Below are 20,723 nucleotides of genomic sequence, written 5' to 3'. Positions count from 1 at the left end.
TTTTACCGGTAACAGGAAACAATTGCATTTCACCCGCTGGGACTCTATACCATGAATGCACTGATTGATCGTTTTGGTCGGAAAATCGAATATCTGCGGCTCTCTGTCACCGATCGCTGCGATTTTCGCTGTTTTTACTGTATACCAAAGGGGTTTAAAGGGTTTACCGAGGTTGATGATCGGTTAAAGCTGGATGAGTTTATCCGCTTGATTCGGGTGTTCAGCGAGTTGGGTGTCAGCAAGGTACGTCTGACAGGGGGAGAGCCCCTGATCCATAAGGATATCGAAGCAATGGTGCGGGGAATTGCCGCCTTGCCGGATATCGAAGACTTCTCCATGAGTACCAATGCGTCACATCTGGCCCAGCATGCCCGGATGCTCAAGGATACCGGGATCGGCCGGATCAATGTCAGCCTGGACTCCCTCAATCCCGAGGTATTCAATCAGATTACCCAGGGTGATTTGAATAAGGTCATCGAGGGTTTGATGGAGGCCAAACGGGTCGATCTCTATCCGATCAAGATCAATATGGTGGTGATGCGGGACCTGAATCTCTCAGAAGTGGGAGAGATGGTGGATTTTTGTATCGAAAACCGGTTTACCCTGCGGTTCATTGAAACCATGCCGGTCGGGGCGGCCGGGCAAGAGGCGCGCAACCGCTATGTGCCACTGGATGAGGTCAAGCAGATTCTGGAGCGGCGCTTTAAGCTGGAGCCCGCACGCATGAAAGGAGCGGGACCCGCCAAATACTTCAAGATCGTCGACAAGCGTATCAAGCTCGGCTTCATCACCCCGATGTCCCAGCACTTCTGTGAAGATTGCAATCGGGTGCGGCTCTCTTCTGAGGGTACCCTTTATCTCTGTCTTGGCCAGCAGGATAAGCTGGAGCTGAAGCCCTTGCTACGTCGCGGCCTCTCCGATGAGCAGCTAAAGGAAGAGATCCTGGCAGCGATTCAGCGCAAACCGGAAAAGCATGAATTTAACACCAACCCGGATCAGGTGGTGCGTGTTATGTCCATGACTGGCGGCTGATCGATCTTTTTGGAACATTCGCGGATATGGCGCAGCAGAAGAGGCTCACCTGGTATTACGACTTTATATCTCCTTATGCCTATCTCGCCAGTCAAGCGTTGGACCGGTTTCCCAATACCATAGAGATTGTGCGCAAGCCGATACTGTTTGCCGGTCTCTTGAAGAAGTGGGAGACCCGAGGACCCGCTGAGATTGTCCCGATGCGCAAGTTCACGTACCGGCAGATAGCCTGGCTGGCAAACAGAAACGCTATCCCGCTCAAATTCCCGCCTATCCATCCCTTCAACCCACTCAAGCTGCTACGTCTGAATATCTCCCTGGGTGACGATTCGGCCATTGTCGATCGACTGTTCCGGTTTGTCTGGGCGGAAGGGCGAAGCAGCGACAACCCATCGCAGTGGGCCGCTTTGCTGGAGGAGTTTGGCTTGTCGGTTGGGGAAACGGAAGAGCGGATTGGCGATGCGGTTGTGAAACAGCAGTTGATCACCTATACCGAGCAGGCGATTGCCGAGGGTATCTTCGGTGTGCCCGGCTTTGTTGTGGATGATGAAGTGTTCTGGGGGTTCGATTCGATCCCCTTCATCAACGACTATCTGGAAGATCCCGCGCTTATCAGTCAACCCCTCATGCGTCAGGCAGATGGGGTAGGTGAGGGCGTCAAGCGGGGTTAATCCGGTTAGCGCCTCCCGTCACCTCAGGGCAATACTTTTTTGAAGGGTTTGACGGATATCTGGGCGAAGACCCCGGTTACCGTATAGGGATCTTCATCTGCCCAGGCCTTTGCCTCATCCAGACTGGCAAATTCGGCCACGATCAGGCTGCCGCTAAAACCGGCAGGTCCCGGATCGTCACTATCCACAGCGGGATGCGGACCGGCCAGTAGCAAACGGCCTTCATTCTGCAACTGTTTGATTCTCGCCAGATGCTCCGGACGCGCCTGCAGGCGTGCTTCCAGACTGTCTTCGCGGTCTGTACCCATGATTGCGTAGAACACTTAACTCTCCTCAGGTGTAGTTTTCTGTTCGGATTCGGTGATGAACTTTGCCAGGTAAAAGGCCTGAAAAACGATGAATAAAATGGTCATGCCCATCATGCCGAAGAGTTTGAAGTTGACCCAGGTATCTTCGGAGAAATTGAATGCAACGTATAGGTTGGCGGCACCCATGGCGATAAAGAACAGGGTCCAGGCGATATTGAGACGGCTCCAGACAGGTTGGGGTAGCGAGACGTTGTTACGCATCATGCGTTCAACCAGTGGTCTATTGCCGATAAAATGGCTGCCGAAAAAGACGATAGCAAACAACCAGTTAACCACGGTTGGTTTCCATTTGAGGAATATCGGGTCCTTCAGATACAGCGTTAGTCCACCGAACAGCAGTACCAGTATCAAGGTGATGAGGTGCATCTTCTCCACCTTGTGGTTCCTGAACCAGTTGTAGCCGACCTGGACCAGGGTGGCAACGATAATGACGGCGGTTGCCACATAGAAGTCATACATCTTATAGGCAATAAAAAAGAGTATGACGGGGAATAGATCGCTAAGAAACTTCATGATTTTATGCGTTAACATCCAGCTGATGATCTTCGCAGGATAGCACAAGTTTGTGATATACCCGCAAGCCGGCAGATCGATCCACCTCCGGTGGCACGTTGATTGTCCGCTCGGCAGTGAATCAATCTGCAAGGCTTTGGGTTACAATGTGCGGATGAATCTCAGTTACGACCTCCATTCCCACTCGACGGCTTCTGACGGGACCCTCTCCCCCAGGGACCTGGTTGACTATGCCTTGTCGGCCGGTGTCGATGTGCTGGCACTGACGGATCACGATACCACTGAGGGTCTCAGTGAGGCGGCTGTGGCAGCCGAGGGGAGTCGACTCTGTCTGGTTAGCGGCGTGGAAATATCCGTAACCTGGGGTGGTCAGGTGGTGCATATTGTGGGGTTGGGTTTTGATCCGCAGGATCCGACCCTGCAGGTTGGCCTCGCTGAGTTGCGGACTTTTCGCGGCTGGCGGGCCGAAGAGATTGGCCGGCGTCTGGCCAAGCACGGCATCGCCGATGCGTATGAAGGTGCCAAGCGGTATTCGAATGGGCATCTGATCAGCCGTACCCATTTTGCCCGTTTCTTAGTCGATAACGGATTCTCGCCTGATATGCGGAAGGTCTTCAAGCAGTACCTGACCCAGGGGAAACCGGGGCATGTGGCCGGTGAGTGGGCGGAACTGGACAGGGCGGTAAATTGGATCCAGGGGGCCGGAGGGGAAGCCGTCATCGCGCATCCTGCGCGATACAACATGACCCGAACCAAGCTGCGACGCCTTATCGGAGAGTTCACGGAGGCGGGAGGTGTCGCCCTGGAAGTGGTGTCGAGCAGTCATAGCAAGGATGAAATGTTTACGATGGCGAAGTACTCACGTGATTTCTCGCTGCGGGCGTCGGCCGGTTCCGATTATCATGGACCCGAGACACCCTGGGCCAATCTGGGCAAGCTTGCTCCGTTACCGGATAATGCCGTTCCGATCTGGCGTGGCTGGTCTACCGAAAAAGCGGTGGCAGCGGTCTGATATTTTTCAACTTATCTTCCTACTTGTTCAATTCATAATCCATGGCACAGTTTTTCCAGATTCATCCTGAGAATCCGCAATTGCGGTTGATTCGTAGTGCGGTCGACATTATTCGCCAGGGTGGGGTGGTGATCTATCCCACCGATTCCAGCTACGCACTCGGCTGCCACATTGGTGACAAGGCGGCGATGGAGCGTATTCGTACCATTCGTAAGCTTGATGACAAGCACAACTTTACCCTGGTGTGTCGCGATCTTTCGGAGATCGCCATCTATGCCAAGATAGAGAATCACCATTACCGCATGTTGAAGAACCTGACACCCGGTCCCTATACCTTTATCCATATGGCTACCAAGCAGGTTCCGCGTCGATTGCAGCACCCGAAGAAGAAAACGATCGGTATTCGTGTACCGGATAACGCCATTGCCCAGGCGTTACTGGCAGAGCTGGATGAGCCGTTGATGAGCTCGACGCTGATTCTTCCCGGCGATGAGCTGCCGATGACCGATCCCTATGAGATGCGCGACATCCTGAGCCATCAGGTCGACTTGGTCATCGATGGCGGCTACTGCGGATTTGAGGATACCACCGTGGTGGATATGGAAGATGATGCGCCGGTGGTGGTGCGTGCCGGTAAGGGCGATACCCGCCTATTTGAGACCTGAAGGGGTGTCGTTTGAGATGAGACAGGTATAATCGACCGATGGAAGGATTAACGACAATTCAGAAGCTCGCTGTACTGTTTCTCCCTGTGTTATTTGCCATCACTGTACATGAGGCGGCCCATGGATGGATGGCAAAGAAGCTGGGCGACCAGACCGCCAGCCTGTTGGGACGAGTTACCTTGAACCCCCTGCGGCATATCGATCCAATCGGTACCATCGTGGTCCCCTTGGCGATGTTTGCGCTGACCGGTTTTTTGTTCGGTTGGGCTAAACCTGTACCCGTTGATGGTCGACGGCTCCGACAGCCGCGGCGGGATATGGCCCTGGTGGCCATTGCCGGTCCCGGTGCCAACCTGATCATGGCTGTTTTTTGGGCCGGCATGATCCATCTGGGAATCATACTCGGCGACAATTACGCTTGGTTCGCCCTACCCATGGTCTATATGGGGTCGGCGGGTATCCTCATTAATGCCTTTCTTATGGTCTTGAATTTGATCCCTATTCTCCCGTTGGATGGCGGGCGCGTAGTCGCTTCGCTGTTGCCCCCCCGATTGGCGATGCAGTATGCGCGATTGGAACCCTGGGGTTTGATGATCGTCGTGGCTCTCCTGTTCTCCGGATTGCTAGGCAACGTTGTGCAACCCGGTGTTCTTCTGGTGCAGAATTTCAGTACCTGGATAGTGGGTTTACATTGAACTCTTTGCTACGCTGGTTCACGAAGTTCCCGCGTGCTTTTAGTTCTACCGTTTTCGTTAGTATTTTGTAATAAAAACATTAAGTTGAGGTAAGAAACTTGAACTCTGTTCCTGCGCAACATGCGCGTGTGCTTTCCGGCATGCGACCGACGGGCCGTCTTCATCTGGGTCACTACCATGGTGTCTTGAAAAACTGGGTTGAACTCCAGCACGAATATGAGTGTTTCTTCTTTGTGGCCGACTGGCATGCCCTGACGACCCATTATGAGGATCCCACCATCATTCCTGAAAGTGTCACGGATATGGTGATCGACTGGCTGGCGGCCGGTGTTAATCAGGGCGAGGCCAAGATATTTATCCAATCCCAGGTGCCGGAACATGCGGAGCTGCACCTGTTACTCTCCATGATTACGCCACTGGGTTGGCTCGAGCGGGTACCCAGCTATAAGGATCAACAGGAGAAGCTGAAAGAGAAAGACCTGGCCACCTACGGTTTTCTCGGTTATCCCCTGTTGCAGGCGGCGGATATCTTGATTTACAAGGCGGGTCTGGTACCGGTGGGTGAAGACCAAGTGGCTCACGTCGAGTTGACCCGGGAGGTGGCGCGACGCTTCAACCATATCTATGGTCGGGAGGCTGGGTTTGAGGATTTGGCGGAGCAGGCCATCAAAAAGATGGGTAAGAAGAATGCCAAGCTCTACAGTCGATATCGCAAATCCTATCAGGAGCAAGGCGATCAGGCGGCCCTGGATGCCGCCCGGGCGCTGCTGGATAGTCAGCAGAATATCACGGTAAACGATCGGGACAGACTGTTTGGTTATCTGGAAGGAAGCGGGCGGGTGATTTTGCCGGAGCCCCAGCCATTGCTGACCAAGGCCTCCAAAATGCCGGGGCTGGATGGTCAGAAGATGTCCAAATCCTACGGGAATACCATAGCCCTGAGAGATGATCCTGAAGTGATTGAAAAAGCGCTACGGACCATGCCCACCGACACCAACCGGGTACGTCGTATCGATCCGGGAGATCCCGGCCGCTGTCCCGTTTGGGAGTTTCACCTCATCTACTCCAATGACGCGGTTAAAGCTTGGGTGCAGGAGGGGTGTCGTAGCGCCGGTATCGGTTGTGTTGAGTGCAAGCAGCCCGTTATCGATGCCGTCCTGCAGGAGCTGAAACCGATCCAGGAGCGGGCACGGGAGTTTGAAGCACAGCCGGAACTGGTGCGCAACATTATCGCGGAAGGGTGTGAGGCGGCGCGTGATATGGCGCAATCCACCATGGCGGAAGTGCGTCACGCCATGTGTCTGAATTACCGTTAGTGCGCATTATTGCAGATGGCTGGAGATGTTTGCCGTGTATGGAACGGGGTATTATGACGTGCTGAAGTCACAATGACTGGGAATACCATGCCTGACAAGGAATTGAATCTGCCTCTGCACCCGCATCCTGAACAGGAAGAGATGCCTTTTGCTGTAGTGCAGGGTGCACCTTGGACCACCATCCCCAAAGACCTCTATATCCCACCCGATGCGTTGGAGGTATTCCTGGATGCCTTTGAAGGTCCGCTTGATCTGCTGCTTTATCTGATTAAGCGGCAGAATCTGGACATCCTGGATATACCTATCGCCGAGATCACTACCCAGTACATGGAGTATGTCGATCTGATGAAGGATATCCGCCTGGAACTGGCGGCCGAATACCTGGTGATGGCGGCGATGCTAGCGGAGATTAAATCCCGCATGTTGCTACCCAGACAGGAGGAGTTGGAAGATGAAGAAGGCGATCCGCGAGCGGAACTGATTAGAAGGCTGCAGGAGTACGAGCGCTACAAACAGGCGGCCGAGGATATCGACAATCTGCCCCGATTGGGACGCGACCTGTTCCAGGCTGAAGCCGACGTGCCGGATCGGATTATTCAGCGCCGACCGCCCGATGTGGATCTGCGGGAAATCCTGTTCGCCCTGAAGGAGGTGATGCACCGGGTCGATATGTTCAGCCATCACCATGTGCAGATGGAGGCGCTTTCGGTACGGGAGAAGATGTCCGGTATCCTGGAACGTATCAACGCCGAGAGCTTCACGGAATTTACTGAACTGTTCGATCCCGCGGAGGGTAGGTTGGGTGTGGTGGTGACCTTCCTTGCGGTTCTGGAGCTGATCAAGGGCTCCTTGATCGACCTGATTCAGGCGGAGAGTTTTGGGCCGATCCATGTCAAGGCTGTTTCACAGGCCGAACATTGAAGCAATAGTACCGACAGGTGGCAAACGGATCGCCGATGTTGTGATCGCTTGAGCTGCCTGTTTCTCCTCCGGGCGTGACGTTCGGGCGACGAAACGGGGCGTCCGGTATGAACCGGGTACACCCGCAATCAGAACGCTTGTGTAGTTAAATTAGCAGGCAGTGCCTATAAAGAGATCGAACTGGCTGAAATATCGATGATGGAAAAACTGAAACAGATAGTAGAGGCGGCCTTGTTGGCCGCAGGCGGTCCCCTGACCCTGGATCGTTTGCTGGAACTGTTCCTGGAAGAGGAGCGTCCGGAGAAAAAGGACTTGCGTGAGGCGATAGCCGCGCTGAGTGGAGAGTATAGCGGACGCGGTATCGAGATTGCCGAAGTCGCCGGCGGATATCGTATCAATGTGCGGGAAGAGTTTGCCCCCTGGGTTTCCCGTTTATGGGAAGAGCGTGCTCCCCGTTACTCCAGAGCCTTGATGGAGACGCTAGCGCTGATCGCTTATCGGCAGCCCATAACCCGTGGTGAGATTGAAGAGATCCGCGGTGTCAGCGTCAGCAGCAATATCGTCAAAACCCTGCTGGAGCGCGACTGGGTACGCGTTGTGGGGACGCGTGATGTACCGGGAAAACCCTCGCTCTATGCGACAACGCGCGAATTTCTCAATTATTTCGGTTTGAAGAGTCTGGACGAACTTCCCACTCTGCAGCAGATCCGTGACCTGGATTCTATCAACCGGGAGTTGGAGCTGGCGGAACCCGGCAGTGAAGCGGCCACGGATGAATCGCTGAGCAATTTGGCGGAGTCGGCGGCCGCGGTATTGGTCGAGATGTCTGACAATGAAGGGACTGAAGATGAGGAAGAAACGGAAGATCACCTTGCAGAGGTGATTGCGATCCATGCGGACGAAGAAGAAGCGGTAGCGGATTCAGATCCTCTCCAACCGACCGAACCAGCGGATATCAATGAGAAAACAGATGAAGAATAAGCCGCTATCAGCGGTACCCGGCGAGCGTCTTCAAAAGGTGTTGGCCAATGCCGGTTTTGGGTCTCGGAGGGAAATCGAACGACAGATCGAAGCGGGTGAAGTTTCGGTCAATGGGGCGACAGCAAAACTGGGTGATCGCGTCACGCCGGAAGATACCATCTATATAGGCAGGACCAAGGTGGGTGCGTGGCGGCTTAAAAAGCAAGAGGCTCAAGTCATCCTTTATAACAAACCGGAAGGGGAGTTGGTGACACGAGACGACCCTGGTGGCCGGCCGACGGTATTTTCTCGGTTGCCGAAACTGGTGGGCAGCCGCTGGATAGCTGTCGGGCGTCTGGATTTGAATACCAGTGGCTTGATGATATTTACCACCGATGGTGAGTTGGCCAATAAACTGATGCACCCCTCCCAGCAGATAGAACGTGAGTACGCGGTGCGGGTCAATGGCGAGGTGACAGAAGACAAACTACAACAACTGGTCAACGGTGTTGAGTTGGATGATGGGTTTGCCCGCTTCGAGGATATTGTGGAGTCCGGTGGAGAGGGGCGTAACCGCTGGTTTCATGTGGTGATCATGGAGGGGCGCAACCGTGAGGTACGCCGCTTGTGGGAGTCGGTCGACCTCAAGGTTAATAGGCTGAAACGGGTACGTTTCGGCCCCCTGTTCCTGGATAGTAGCGTTGCGGCAGGACGGTATCGGGAGCTGACTCAACAGGAGCTGAGTGAACTGTTGTCTGCGACCGGTCCAGTACCGGAGCCGGCTCCAAAAAGGCGCAGCCAAAGCGGCAAGCGAAAATCGCCCAGGAAGAAAGTCGCTCCCAAACGGTGAGTGTCGACGCCGTCCGTTCCGTGCAGCAAGCGTTTGTTCATATATATCGGATCCTACTCCATCACTATGGCTCCCAGCATTGGTGGCCAGGCGATACACCGTTCGAAGTAATGGTGGGCGCCATATTGACCCAGAATACCGCCTGGCGAAATGTGGAACTGGCGATCAATAATTTAAAGGCGGCGAATCTCCTGGCTGCGGATAAGCTGGCCAGTTGCGCCGAAGAGCAATTGGCGCCACTTCTGCGACCCTCGGGTTACTTCAATATCAAGACAAAACGCCTGAAAAATCTTTGTCGATTTCTTCATGAAGAGGGGTTTGCAAAATTACATACGATGTCGACCGGGGATCTACGTCGCCGACTCCTTAATTTGAACGGGATCGGACCCGAAACGGCGGATGCCATCTTGTTGTACGCCTTCGAACGTGACGTTTTTGTTATCGATGCCTACACGCGTCGTATCTTTTCAAGATTTGGATTAGTGTCCGGTAATGAGACCTATGATCAATTACAGGACCGGTTTGAAGCGGCGCTTGACGCAGATGCAGCAATTTATAACGAGTATCATGCCCTGATTGTGCAGCATGCCAAGAGCTTTTGCCGTGTCCAGCCTCGGTGTGGCGACTGTATTTTGCGCATGGAATGTAAGTTCGTTAATAAATAGTATGAGTATCCTATAAAAAAACAAAAAAAATTTCGCCTAACCATAGGGCCGATGCTAGAATTATTTTTTTTGGACAACGATGGAAACACGCATGGCATACGATAAGATTAAAGTTCCGGTTGACGGCGAAAAGATTACCGTTAATTCCAATTTCTCCCTCAGTGTTCCCAATCGACCGATTATCCCTTTCATTGAAGGTGATGGTATCGGTATCGACATCACCCCGGTGATGATAAAGGTGATCGATGCAGCGGTGGAAAAGGCATATGGTGGCGAACGCAGTATTGCCTGGATGGAGATCTATGCCGGCGAAAAAGCTAATAACCTTTACGGTGGCGATACTTGGTTGCCGGAAGAGACCTATGAAGCCGTTAAGGAATTTGCTGTTTCCATCAAAGGCCCGCTGACAACACCCGTCGGCGGTGGTATGCGGTCCTTGAATGTCGCGCTGCGCCAGGTCCTTGATCTGTTTGTCTGCCTGCGCCCGATCCGTTATTACGAAGGGACTCCCAGCCCGCTGAAACGTCCGGAGCTGACAGATATGGTGATCTTCAGGGAGAATTCCGAAGATATCTATGCCGGTATCGAGTGGGAAGAGGGGACCGATGACGTCAAGAAAGTGATCAACTTCCTACAGGACCAGATGGGTGTCACCAAGATCCGTTTCCCGGAGTGCTCCGGCATCGGCATCAAGCCGGTGTCGCGCGATGGTACCCGTCGCCTGGTTCGCAAGGCGTTGCAGTATGCAATCGATAATGATCGCAGCTCCGTTACCCTGGTACACAAGGGTAACATCATGAAATTTACCGAAGGCGCCTTCAAGAATTGGGGTTACGAAATCGCCAAAGAGGAGTTTGGTGCCGTCGAGATTGACGGTGGTCCCTGGTGCAGTTTCAAGAATCCGAAAACAGGTAATGAAATCATCGTAAAAGATTCCATTGCCGATGCTTTTTTGCAGCAAATATTGCTGCGTCCCGCCGAGTACGATGTCATTGCTACGCTGAACCTGAATGGCGATTATGTCTCGGATGCGCTGGCTGCACAGGTGGGCGGTATTGGTATCGCTCCGGGCGCCAACCTGTCCGATACCGTGGCGATGTTTGAGGCAACCCACGGTACCGCTCCCAAGTACGCCGGACTGGATAAGGTGAATCCCGGTTCATTGATCCTCTCCGCCGAAATGATGCTGCGCCATATGGGTTGGGTTGAAGCGGCTGATCTGGTAGTCAAGGCGATGTCTGGCGCAATCAAGGCGAAGACGGTAACCTATGACTTTGAACGTCTGATGGAAGGCTCAACGTTGCTGAGCTGCTCGGCATTTGGCGACGCGATGATCGCCAACATGTAAGCCGCTGTCTGGCGGGTAAATCAAGCCTGTGGCACCACGTGTCACGGGCTTTTTTATTGGGTGGTTTTTAAAGGGTGAGCGTTTAAAGCCGAATGGAGCCAGTGAGATGCTTGCCATGGCACTTCATAACCGATTGGGTACGGCAGGGAGGCGATAAGCCTGGGGGGGGCATTGGGGGAGAAGGGTATGAAAAAACAGCTGGGCGCAACCGCGCCTCCCGCACCACCCGGATTGCAACAGGCGGTACGGGGACTACAACGAGAGATATTAAGCTTCTGCTATAGACTGCAGATTGGCGGCATGTAGGCCCTTGGGACCTTCTTCCAGTTCAAACTGAACTTTCTGGCCCTCTTTGAGGGTCTTGTAACCATCCATGCTGATGGCAGAAAAGTGGATGAAAATGTCTTGTTCACCTTGATCCGGCGTTACAAAACCATAGCCTTTAGCGTTGTTGAACCATTTTACAGTGCCAGTTGCCATAACGCGTACTCCTCCAGTACTCCAGTACAGACTTAGTTTCGTCTCAGCACAAACGGTAGGGCTATTGTTATTGAATTACTGCCCATTGAGTTATGCAGATTACGAATGCGAAGCGGGTAGAAAAATCCCAGGGCGATCATAAATTAAATTTCTACCCCCCTCAATCTAATTAGTATAGCGATTCGGAACATTTGGTCAAACTTTGTACATTTTACGTGATAATAACAAGGTAGTTGGGATGGATTAATTTGGCTGGAAATAGGCGATAATCAGAGGCTGACGCGTACAAGGTCGGGAATAAAATTTCCTCTTTTCTCTATCGGCGGAAGCTATTCACGTACATTTTTTTTTTACTAGAATTAGGCTATGACGGATAAAGCAAACCCTTATGATGACGATGGCGGACTGGCGGTTGAGACTTCCAAGCCGAAACTCAAGCGGCCACCTATGTATAAGGTCCTGTTGCTAAATGACGATTACACCCCTATGGAATTCGTTGTGCTGGTGCTCGAGTCGTTTTTCAAGATGGATCGTGAAAAAGCAACCCAAATCATGTTGAATGTACATACCCGTGGCGTTGGCGTTTGTGGGGTCTACACTAAGGATGTGGCGGAGACAAAAGTGGCCCAGGTGAATGAATTTTCCCGAAGCCATCAGCACCCATTGCTCTGTGCGTTGGAGGAGGCCTGATGCCCTATAGCGAACTGTTAGGTTGTTAGGTAGTCAATAGGTTAAGCACCCATTTCAGTCACTCTTGTTACCAGGAAGCCAAGGTCAGCCATGTTAAGTAAAGAGCTAGAATTTACCCTGAACCAGGCCTTCATGGAGGCGCGGGACAGGCACCACGAATACATGACGGTAGAGCATTTGCTGCTGGCCTTGTTGGATAATCCTACCGCCGCCAATGTCTTACGCGCATGTGGGGCCGACACGGAGATATTACGCCGCGATATCGATCAGTTCATTGAAGAGACGACACCGCTTTTGCCGGATGATACGGAGCATGAGACGCAGCCAACCCTTGGCTTTCAGCGCGTACTGCAGCGGGCCGTTTACCACGTTCAGTCTTCTGGACGGGATGAGGTGACGGGCGCCAATGTATTGGTGGCTATTTTCAGCGAACAGGAGTCCCAGGCCGTTTTCTTTCTACATCAGCAGGATATAGCCCGCCTGGATGTGGTCAACTATATCTCCCATGGGATCTCCAAGGTCCACGGCGAGTCGGAAGAGCGTGATGAGATCAGTCGGAGCAGTGAGGAGATTGAGGTTGACTCCCCCTCTTCCAATCCGCTGGATAATTTTTCTACCAATCTGAACGAGCAGGCGCGCCAGGGAAAAATAGATCCGTTGATCGGAAGGGGGCATGAGATCGAGCGCACGATTCAGATTCTTTGCCGGCGCAGGAAAAATAATCCGCTGTTGGTCGGTGAGGCCGGTGTCGGTAAGACGGCCATCGCCGAAGGATTGGCGAAAAAGATCGTGGATCGGGAAGTGCCGGAAATTCTCTCCAAGTGCACCATTTACTCGCTTGATTTGGGCAGCTTAGTAGCGGGTACCAAGTATCGGGGTGACTTTGAGAAGAGACTCAAGGCGGTCTTGGCACAACTGAAAAAGGAACCCAACACCATTCTCTTTATTGATGAGATCCATACAGTCATCGGTGCTGGTGCCGCTTCGGGTGGGGTCATGGATGCGTCGAATTTGATCAAGCCGGTATTGGCATCGGGTGAGCTGCGCTGTATCGGTTCGACGACGTACCAGGAGTTCCGTGGCATCTTTGAGAAAGACCGGGCCCTTGCTCGTCGTTTCCAGAAGATTGATGTAGAAGAGCCGTCGGTAGAAGAGACGATTGAAATCCTGAAGGGTCTGAAAAGCCGTTTTGAAGAGCATCACCATATCAGCTACTCCAATGAAGCGTTAAGAACGGCGGCGGAGCTGTCGGAGCGTTACATCAATGATCGGCATCTTCCGGACAAGGCTATTGATGTGATTGATGAGGCTGGCGCCAGCGTTCAACTGCAGGACGAGGGCAATCGAAAACAGCGTATCGAGGTCGAGGATATCGAGAATATCGTCGCCAAAATGGCCCGCATACCGCCAAAGAGTGTTTCGGTCTCTGATGTGGAAGCGTTGAAGAACCTGGATCGGAACTTGAAGATGGTGGTCTATGGGCAGGATGAAGCTATTTCCACTCTTACATCGGCGATTCGCATGAGTCGTTCAGGACTTGGGAATGAACAGAAGCCCGTGGGGTCATTCCTGTTTGCCGGCCCAACCGGCGTGGGAAAGACCGAGGTTACCCGTCAGTTGGCACGTATTCTGGGCATTGAGCTGATTCGTTTCGATATGTCGGAATATATGGAGCGGCATACGGTATCGCGCTTGATTGGTGCTCCCCCCGGCTATGTGGGCTATGACCAGGGGGGGTTACTGACAGAAGAGATCAGTAAACATCCTCACTCGGTACTGTTGTTGGATGAGATAGAAAAGGCACATCCGGATGTCTTCAATTTGTTACTGCAGGTGATGGACCACGGAACCCTTACCGACAACAACGGTAGAAAGGCCGATTTCCGCAACGTGGTGATTGTGATGACCACCAATGCCGGTGCCGGTGAAATGGCCAGGGCCTCTATCGGATTTACCCCACAGGATCACACAACCGACGGAATGGAGTCGATCAAGAAGCTGTTTTCGCCGGAATTCCGCAATCGGCTTGACGCGATTATCCAGTTCAAATCTTTGCCGCTCGATGTGATCAGCAGCGTGGTGGACAAGTTTATCTTTGAGCTTGAGGGTCAACTGGAAGAGAAGCATGTCACCTTGTCTCTGGATGACGAGGCAAAAGCATGGCTGGCAACCCACGGTTACGATTCAACCATGGGTGCCCGACCCATGGCGCGTTTAATCCAGGAGAAGATCAAAAAGCCGATGGCGGAGGAGCTGCTGTTCGGATCCTTGTCAGAAGGCGGCCATATCAGAGTGACCGTCGTCGAGGGAGAACTTGTGCTGGAGATGGAAGGCTGCGCCATTCACTGACGCAGCAATCGGTTCCGAATTAGCGCGCGCGGTAGGTAATACGACCTTTACTGAGGTCGTAAGGGGTCAACTGAACAGTGACGGTATCTCCGGTGAGAATGCGGATATAGTGCTTGCGCATCTTGCCGGAGATATGGGCTGTCACAACGTGACCATTTTCCAGTTCCACGCGGAACATGGTATTGGGAAGGGTCTCGATGACCGTTCCGTCCATCTCAATAAAATCTTCTTTAGCCATTCGGTTTCCTGGTTACCCTTGAGTTGCTGGCCGCGGATTATAGCACATTGCCCGCTAAATTAAGCGGGCAATTATGAGTGAAAATCAGCATAAGGCAAGTGTTTTATCTGTCATGAATAACCAATGTCCAGGGCATCGAGCTACCTGCGGGTTATTCATGCCGCTGGATTCGAACCCAGGTTCCATTGATATACGCATCGTGGGGAAGATATTGACTCTTGTATGACATCTTCCGACAGTCGGGTACCCAATATCCCAGATAAAGCCAGGGGAGATGACGTCTTTTGCACTCGTTGATCTGCCAGAGCAGGCAGAAAACACCCGGGCTAAGCGATTCAATTTCCGGGTCAAAGAAGGTGTAGACGGCAGACAGACCCTGCCGCAGGATATCGGCGACGGCGACGGCTACTAACCGATCCTGATAATAGAAGGTGAAGCTGCGGCTATTCGACCAACTACTTGCAATGAACTGCTGATAGCCCGCTTCGCTGGTCTCTTCCATCTCTCCATCCGGATGGCGGGAGTGGATGTAGCGCTTAAACAGGGTGAAGTGGTCCGGATTAAATTCGGCCGTTTGCTCGACTACCCTGAAATGCTCGTGATGCCTGTTCCATATGCGGCGTTGAATCCGCCTCGGGGAGAATTCGGCGACAGGAATGCGTAGCGAAATACACTGGTTGCAGTTCAGGCAATCCGGGCGGTAGATGATGTCCCCGCTACGTCGGAAGCCCTGGTCAATAAGTGCTTCATAAATCCGCATGGATTGGACCTGGTGTGGATCGACAAACAGGCTGCGGGACTGCTTTTGATCCAGGTAGGCGCAGGGGTGTTCCGCGGACTGGTAGAGCTGGATGGTCCTTGTCTCTCTAGTCTCGTGGAGCATGAATACCCCCGGTCCAGCTACCTTGGTATCCCGATTGGGAGCAGAAACGCTGGAGAAGGTCGCAAAAATAGCTCCGTTCAATCTCTTCTGCGCCCATCGAGATCAAGTGGGAGGTGTAGACCTGGCAATCTATCAGGCCGAAGCCTTTGTCGGCCAGTATCTGGGCCAGGTGTACCAACGCGATCTTGGAGGCGTCTCGTGTCAGGCTGAACATGGATTCGCCAAAAAATACCCGACCGATGGCAACACCATAAAGACCGCCGACCAAGCGGCTGTTTTCCCAGACTTCCGCTGAATGGGCATAACCCAGCCGATGAAGTTGAATATAGGCTTGTTTCATCTCATCGGTGATCCAGGTCTCTTCCCGACCGGGTTGGGGCATGGCGCAGGCGTGGATTACCTCGGCAAACGCATTATCCAAGGAGAAGTGGTAGTCGCGGTTGCGTAGACTTTTCCCCAGACTTCGTGAGATCTTGATACGCTGTGGGAACAATACGGTTCTGGGATTAGGCGACCACCAGAGAATTGGTTGCTCAGATGAGTACCAGGGAAAGATGCCATGGCGGTAGGCGTTAAGCAAGCGGGTAGATGACAGGTCGCCGCCGACTGCCAGAAGCCCGTCCGGCTCCTGTTCCGCCTTCTCGACAGCGGGGAAGGGCTGTTCCGGATTGTCTGGATCAAGCAATGAAATCATAATTACCGGTGCTTGCCTTTTTGGTGAATCTCTGCGATATGAACAATATAGGTATCTCGAAATAAATTCCATGCCCGAAAAAATTCTGAATTCACATGTTGGCAAGGTACTCCAGTTGCAACGGATTTCACCGGAGTTCAATGATCGTTATACCGTCACCCTGATCGGCGCTTTGCCGGGGCAGGGGATTATCGTTACCACGCCTGTCGTGCATGATAAGGTTCAGTTTATAAAAGAGGGCTCCCGCTTTGCGGTACGTCTGCTGCACGGTAGCAAGGTGATGGGTTTTGTGGCCACCGTCACTCACTCTGCAACCAAGCCTTATCCACATCTGCATATGAGTTATCCGGCAGAGATCGAAAGTCTGGCCGTGCGCAATGCGGAGCGGATCAATACCAACATGCCGGCGCTGGTGCGCAATACCCGGAATCCGGATGAGGATGATGCCTGGCAGCCGGTGCTGGTGAAGGATCTCAGCATGACCGGAGCGAGGCTGGAGAGTATCGATCCACTGGGCCGCAAGGGCGAGCGTCTGGTGATGAAGCTGGATATCGATGTCTGCGGAGAGAAAGAGCAGATCATGATACTGACCGAGATCTGCAATCGCTCGGTTGTCAGTCATAAACAGGATCCCGAGGATAACCGCTACTGCTGTGGCATATCGTTTATGCCAATCAACCGGCTACAGGAAGTGTTGCTCAACAACTGCGTGCTGCAATTGAAAAGTGGTAATGGATAGTTGCCGAAGGACACGGGATGTAGCGTTTGCTCTATCCCGTGCCCGACTACTGACTGCTTCGATTATTCCATGGCATCCAGATAACGTTCGGCGTCCAGTGCAGCCATGCAACCACTTCCGGCGGAGGTGATGGCCTGCCGGTAAACGTGATCGGCGACATCGCCGGCGGCAAAAACTCCCTCAATACTGGTCTGTGTGGCATTGCCCTCCATGCCGCCGGTAATGGTGAGATAGCCGTGCTGCATCTCAAGCTGTCCCTTGAACAGGTCGGTATTGGGTTTGTGCCCAATAGCGATGAAAACACCCATCAGGTCGATCTCTTTGGTGCTTTCATCTTTGACATTCTTGATCCGTACGCCGGTGACTCCGCTCTGATCACCCAGGACTTCATCCAATACGTGATCCCACTCAATGGTGACATTGCCGGTTTCCGCCTTGTGTATGAGCTGATCGGACAGGATCTTTTCGGAGCGGAATTTATCCCGGCGGTGAACAACCATCACTTCGGAGGCGATATTGGATAGATAGAGCGCTTCTTCCACCGCGGTATTGCCACCGCCGATGACCGCCACTTTTTGGTTTCGATAGAAAAAGCCGTCACAAGTCGCGCAGGCGGAGACACCACGTCCTTTGAAGTTCTCTTCCGAATCCAGTCCCAGGTACTGGGCTGAAGCACCCGTCGCGATGATCAGGGCATCGCAGGTGTAGCTGCCCTGGTCGCCGGTCAGGCGGAATGGCCGTTGGGTCAGTTCGGCCGTATGGATGTGATCAAAGATCACTTCGGTATCGAATCTTTCGGCATGTTTTAGCATGCGATCCATCAGTTCCGGACCCTGTACGCCGGCGAAATCGCCAGGCCAGTTGTCCACTTCAGTGGTAGTGGTTAGCTGTCCACCCTGTTCCATACCGGTGATCAACACCGGATTGAGATTGGCCCTCGCGGCGTAGACAGCGGCGGTATAACCTGCTGGGCCTGATCCAAGAATCAGAAGTCGGCAATGCTTGGTATCACTCATGTATAATTACTCCTGCGAATGTCCGTGCAGACTGGGTCACCCACAGATGGGGGCGACCCAGGCAAAAAATCAAACCATGGGGTTTCCGTATCGAGACCGAGAAAGCCCGCTGCCTTCAGGGTATTCCCGGTTGAAGACAGGATGGGTGACGATGGTACGTAAAGCGTGATGGGGGGTAAAGACTCTTTTCATGAATTCGGCCATGATCCAGGGTTGATCAGGACGATAACGCCTACATAGTTAATAGCTATCAAATTAGACTAAATAGATACTCTAACTATATAATTTAGAATCTATTTTTTATCTCGGTGGATAAGGTGGCTCAAGCCAGTCAAACAGAACAGATGCAGAGTGGCCGGGCCAACGTCGCCGGTCAGCGCCTCAGAGAAGGTGCGTTGGTACTGCTGGTGGCCATTTCTGCCTACCTGATGCTCTCGTTGGTGACCTATGCCCCGAATGATCCGGGCTGGTCTTATGCCGGGCCGCGGGAGTTTGCGGAGAATGCCGGCGGATTGGTCGGTGCCTGGTTGGCCGACGTACTGCTGAATCTGTTTGGGCTTTGGGGTTATCTGTTTCCGCTGATGATCGGCTGGAGCGGTTGGCTGATTCTTAAGGAGCGAAATCCCGACAACAGCCTGAATATTCCCATGGTCTCTTTGCGATGGGTGGGCTTTCTGGTCACGCTCACTGCCGGTAGCAGTCTCGCTTCACTGCACTTGTCACATATCGCGACATTTCTGCCCGGCGGCTCGGGCGGCATGCTCGGGGCATTCTTCCAACAGCAGTTGGTGAGTGTCTTCAGCTTTGCCGGTGGCAGTCTGTTGCTGCTGGCATTGATGTTGTCCGGATTTACCCTGTTTACCGGTATCTCCTGGTTTAAGGTGATGGATGGAGTAGGGGGGCTGGTACTGCGGTTTGTCAGGTATCTGGGGTCGTTCCAGGGGCGCCTGGCGGAAGCACGCCAGGCAAAGGAGGTGAAGAAGCGGCGCAGTGAAACCTTCAAGGCTGAGAAAAGGCGGATTGAAAAACGCGTCCCCCCAAAGATCGAACCGGTTATTCGGGAAGTGAAAACCAGTGATCGGGTAGAGAAAGAGAAGCAGGTTCAGCTGTTCGATACGCCGGAGTCGGGTGGGTTGCCGCCGCTTGGATTGCTGGATGAGGCCCGTAAGAGTGGCCTGGGTTACTCTAAAGAGGCGCTTGCCGCCATGTCCCAGCTGGTTGAATTGAAGTTAAAGGATTTTGGTATTGAAGTGGAAGTGGTGGCGGTACATCCCGGCCCGGTCATCACTCTGTTTGAGTTGCAATTGGCGCCCGGCACCAAGGCGAGCAAAATCACCAATCTGTCCAAGGATCTGGCGCGGGCGCTCTCCACCATCAGTGTCCGTGTGGTCGAAGTGATTCCGGGCAAGAGTGTTATCGGTCTGGAGATACCGAATGAGCATCGGGAGATGGTCTACCTGAGTGAAGTCTTGAAATCCGAGGCCTATGATTCGGCCAAGTCCCGTCTGACCCTGGCACTGGGTAAGGATATCGCCGGTAATCCCGCCGTGGCCGATCTCGGCAAGATGCCACACGCCTTGATTGCCGGTACCACCGGTTCCGGTAAATCGGTAGCGATCAATGCCATGATTCTGAGCCTGTTGTACAAGGCTTCGCCCAAAGAGGTTCGACTGATCATGGTTGATCCAAAGATGCTCGAGCTCTCTGTCTATGAAGGCATTCCTCATCTACTGACCCCGGTCGTTACCGATATGAAGGAGGCGGCCAACGCCTTGCGCTGGTGTGTGGGAGAGATGGAGCGTCGTTATCGATTGATGGCGGCTTTAGGTGTGAGAAATATTGCCGGGTACAACAAGAAGGTTAGTGACGCGGAAAAACGGGGCGAACCGATCAAGGACCCGTTATTCCAGCCAGATCCGCTGTTCGAGGCTCAAGAGATTCCGAACCTGGAGCGTTTGCCCTATATCGTTGTCATTATCGATGAGTTGGCCGACATGATGATGGTGGTGGGTAAAAAGGTTGAAGAGTTGATCGCACGCCTGGCGCAGAAGGCAAGGGCCTCGGGAATCCATTTGCTATTGGCGACCCAACGCCCCTCGGTGGATGTGATTACCGGCTTGATCAAGGCCAATATTCCCACCCGCATCGCCTTTCAGGTCTCCTCCCGGATCGACTCCCGGACCATCCTGGATCAGATGGGTGCGGAACATCTGCTGGGTCATGGTGACATGCTCTATCTGCAGCCCGGAGGCAGTTTTACCCAGCGTCTGCACGGTGCCTTCGTGGATGATAACGAAGTGCATCGCGTGGTCGATCATCTAAAGAAAAGCGGTAAGCCTGACTATATTGAAGAGATACTCAGGGAACCAACCGAGATGATTCCGGGTCTCTCTGGAGAAGTGGGTGATACGGAAGATACCGATCCCCTGTATGACGAAGCGGTCCAGATCGTAACCGAATCGCGTCGTGCCTCCATCTCCGGTGTGCAACGGCGTTTGAAAATCGGTTACAACCGTGCCGCCAGGCTGATTGAAGAGATGGAACGGACCGGCATTGTCTCTCCTGCCCAGTCAAATGGAAATCGAGAGGTGTTAGCGCCTCCTCCCCCTGAGATGTGA

At 53.2% G+C, this 20,723-nt stretch carries 22 protein-coding genes; 15 read left to right on the top strand and 7 right to left on the bottom strand.

Going from position 1 to position 20,723, the window contains the following annotated elements; genetic code table 11:
- Positions 1-51 precede the first annotated feature (51 nt).
- Together moaA and ACQY5R_RS04315 are read left to right on the top strand one after the other, a co-directional pair.
- A complete protein-coding gene (moaA, locus tag ACQY5R_RS04320) occupies positions 52-1,032 on the top strand; it encodes a GTP 3',8-cyclase MoaA (protein WP_428604950.1) in 981 nt (326 codons plus the stop codon).
- 26 nt (positions 1,033-1,058) lie between these two features.
- Positions 1,059-1,703 (top strand): 2-hydroxychromene-2-carboxylate isomerase, encoded by a 645-nt coding sequence (locus ACQY5R_RS04315; protein ID WP_428604947.1) that lies wholly within the window; start codon positions 1,059-1,061, stop codon positions 1,701-1,703.
- Positions 1,704-1,726: 23 nt separating this feature from the next.
- Here the strand turns inward: ACQY5R_RS04315 and ACQY5R_RS04310 are convergent, their stop codons facing one another.
- Together ACQY5R_RS04310 and ACQY5R_RS04305 are read right to left on the bottom strand one after the other, a co-directional pair.
- Complete coding sequence (locus ACQY5R_RS04310) at positions 1,727-2,026, bottom strand: YciI family protein (protein WP_428604944.1); 300 nt, start codon at positions 2,024-2,026, stop codon at positions 1,727-1,729.
- On the bottom strand, positions 2,027-2,584 hold the full coding sequence (locus ACQY5R_RS04305; protein WP_428604941.1) for a septation protein A: 558 nt from the start codon (positions 2,582-2,584) through the stop codon (positions 2,027-2,029). It lies immediately after the preceding gene.
- A 154-nt stretch (positions 2,585-2,738) separates the two neighbouring features.
- Here ACQY5R_RS04305 and ACQY5R_RS04300 point away from each other — a divergent pair, with 154 nt between their 5' ends.
- From ACQY5R_RS04300 to icd, 9 genes are all read left to right on the top strand, one after another.
- Positions 2,739-3,596: a PHP domain-containing protein gene (locus ACQY5R_RS04300; RefSeq protein ID WP_428604938.1), complete on the top strand. Its 858-nt coding sequence runs from the start codon at positions 2,739-2,741 to the stop codon at positions 3,594-3,596.
- Positions 3,597-3,637: 41 nt separating this feature from the next.
- Positions 3,638-4,261: an L-threonylcarbamoyladenylate synthase gene (locus ACQY5R_RS04295; RefSeq protein WP_428604935.1), complete on the top strand. Its 624-nt coding sequence runs from the start codon at positions 3,638-3,640 to the stop codon at positions 4,259-4,261.
- A gap of 38 nt (positions 4,262-4,299) precedes the next feature.
- Positions 4,300-4,956, top strand: a complete 657-nt coding sequence (locus ACQY5R_RS04290; RefSeq protein WP_428604933.1) for a site-2 protease family protein — start codon at positions 4,300-4,302, stop codon at positions 4,954-4,956.
- Between the two features lie 98 nt (positions 4,957-5,054).
- On the top strand, positions 5,055-6,272 hold the full coding sequence (locus tag ACQY5R_RS04285; RefSeq protein WP_428604930.1) for a tryptophan--tRNA ligase: 1,218 nt from the start codon (positions 5,055-5,057) through the stop codon (positions 6,270-6,272).
- 87 nt (positions 6,273-6,359) lie between these two features.
- Entirely contained in the window at positions 6,360-7,193 is an 834-nt protein-coding gene (locus ACQY5R_RS04280) for a segregation and condensation protein A (protein WP_428604927.1), read from the top strand.
- Between the two features lie 195 nt (positions 7,194-7,388).
- Complete coding sequence (gene scpB, locus ACQY5R_RS04275) at positions 7,389-8,174, top strand: SMC-Scp complex subunit ScpB (protein WP_428604924.1); 786 nt, start codon at positions 7,389-7,391, stop codon at positions 8,172-8,174.
- Positions 8,164-9,003, top strand: a complete 840-nt coding sequence (gene rluB / locus ACQY5R_RS04270) for a 23S rRNA pseudouridine(2605) synthase RluB (protein WP_428604921.1) — start codon at positions 8,164-8,166, stop codon at positions 9,001-9,003. The genes scpB and rluB overlap by 11 nt, the downstream gene beginning before the upstream one ends.
- A 125-nt stretch (positions 9,004-9,128) precedes the next feature.
- Positions 9,129-9,668, top strand: coding sequence for an endonuclease III domain-containing protein (locus tag ACQY5R_RS04265; protein WP_428604918.1), 540 nt, complete (start codon positions 9,129-9,131; stop codon positions 9,666-9,668).
- Between the two features lie 91 nt (positions 9,669-9,759).
- Complete coding sequence (gene icd / locus ACQY5R_RS04260) at positions 9,760-11,016, top strand: NADP-dependent isocitrate dehydrogenase (protein ID WP_428604915.1); 1,257 nt, start codon at positions 9,760-9,762, stop codon at positions 11,014-11,016.
- Between the two features lie 267 nt (positions 11,017-11,283).
- On the opposite strand, the gene cspD is transcribed toward icd, so the two are convergent.
- Positions 11,284-11,496 (bottom strand): cold shock domain-containing protein CspD, encoded by a 213-nt coding sequence (gene cspD, locus ACQY5R_RS04255; RefSeq protein ID WP_029134353.1) that lies wholly within the window; start codon positions 11,494-11,496, stop codon positions 11,284-11,286.
- A 366-nt stretch (positions 11,497-11,862) separates the two neighbouring features.
- On the opposite strand from cspD, the gene clpS reads away from it, so the two are divergent.
- Together clpS and clpA are read left to right on the top strand one after the other, a co-directional pair.
- Positions 11,863-12,186 carry an ATP-dependent Clp protease adapter ClpS gene (gene clpS, locus ACQY5R_RS04250; protein ID WP_428604912.1) on the top strand — a complete coding sequence of 108 codons (324 nt, stop codon included), beginning with the start codon at positions 11,863-11,865 and terminating at the stop codon, positions 12,184-12,186.
- Positions 12,187-12,276: 90 nt separating this feature from the next.
- Positions 12,277-14,535, top strand: a complete 2,259-nt coding sequence (clpA, locus tag ACQY5R_RS04245) for an ATP-dependent Clp protease ATP-binding subunit ClpA (protein ID WP_428604910.1) — start codon at positions 12,277-12,279, stop codon at positions 14,533-14,535.
- Positions 14,536-14,554: 19 nt separating this feature from the next.
- Here clpA and infA read toward each other — a convergent pair whose 3' ends face one another.
- From infA to aat, 3 genes are all read right to left on the bottom strand, one after another.
- Complete coding sequence (infA, locus tag ACQY5R_RS04240; protein WP_029134356.1) at positions 14,555-14,773, bottom strand: translation initiation factor IF-1; 219 nt, start codon at positions 14,771-14,773, stop codon at positions 14,555-14,557.
- A 151-nt stretch (positions 14,774-14,924) separates the two neighbouring features.
- Positions 14,925-15,656, bottom strand: coding sequence for an arginyltransferase (locus tag ACQY5R_RS04235; RefSeq protein ID WP_428604906.1), 732 nt, complete (start codon positions 15,654-15,656; stop codon positions 14,925-14,927).
- On the bottom strand, positions 15,640-16,350 hold the full coding sequence (aat, locus tag ACQY5R_RS04230; protein ID WP_428604903.1) for a leucyl/phenylalanyl-tRNA--protein transferase: 711 nt from the start codon (positions 16,348-16,350) through the stop codon (positions 15,640-15,642). Before aat ends, ACQY5R_RS04235 begins: the two co-directional genes overlap by 17 nt.
- A 70-nt stretch (positions 16,351-16,420) precedes the next feature.
- On the opposite strand from aat, the gene ACQY5R_RS04225 reads away from it, so the two are divergent.
- Positions 16,421-17,089, top strand: coding sequence for a flagellar brake protein (locus ACQY5R_RS04225; protein ID WP_428604900.1), 669 nt, complete (start codon positions 16,421-16,423; stop codon positions 17,087-17,089).
- 62 nt (positions 17,090-17,151) lie between these two features.
- On the opposite strand, the gene trxB is transcribed toward ACQY5R_RS04225, so the two are convergent.
- Entirely contained in the window at positions 17,152-18,105 is a 954-nt protein-coding gene (gene trxB, locus ACQY5R_RS04220) for a thioredoxin-disulfide reductase (RefSeq protein WP_428604897.1), read from the bottom strand.
- 344 nt (positions 18,106-18,449) lie between these two features.
- Here trxB and ACQY5R_RS04215 point away from each other — a divergent pair, with 344 nt between their 5' ends.
- Positions 18,450-20,723, top strand: a complete 2,274-nt coding sequence (locus tag ACQY5R_RS04215; protein WP_428604987.1) for a DNA translocase FtsK — start codon at positions 18,450-18,452, stop codon at positions 20,721-20,723.

The sequence above is a fragment of the Sedimenticola sp. genome, assembly GCF_050289425.1.
Lineage (GTDB): Bacteria > Pseudomonadota > Gammaproteobacteria > Chromatiales > Chromatiaceae > Sedimenticola.
Note: the sequence above shows the minus strand (reverse complement) of the source record. Positions and strands in the feature narration are given on the sequence as shown.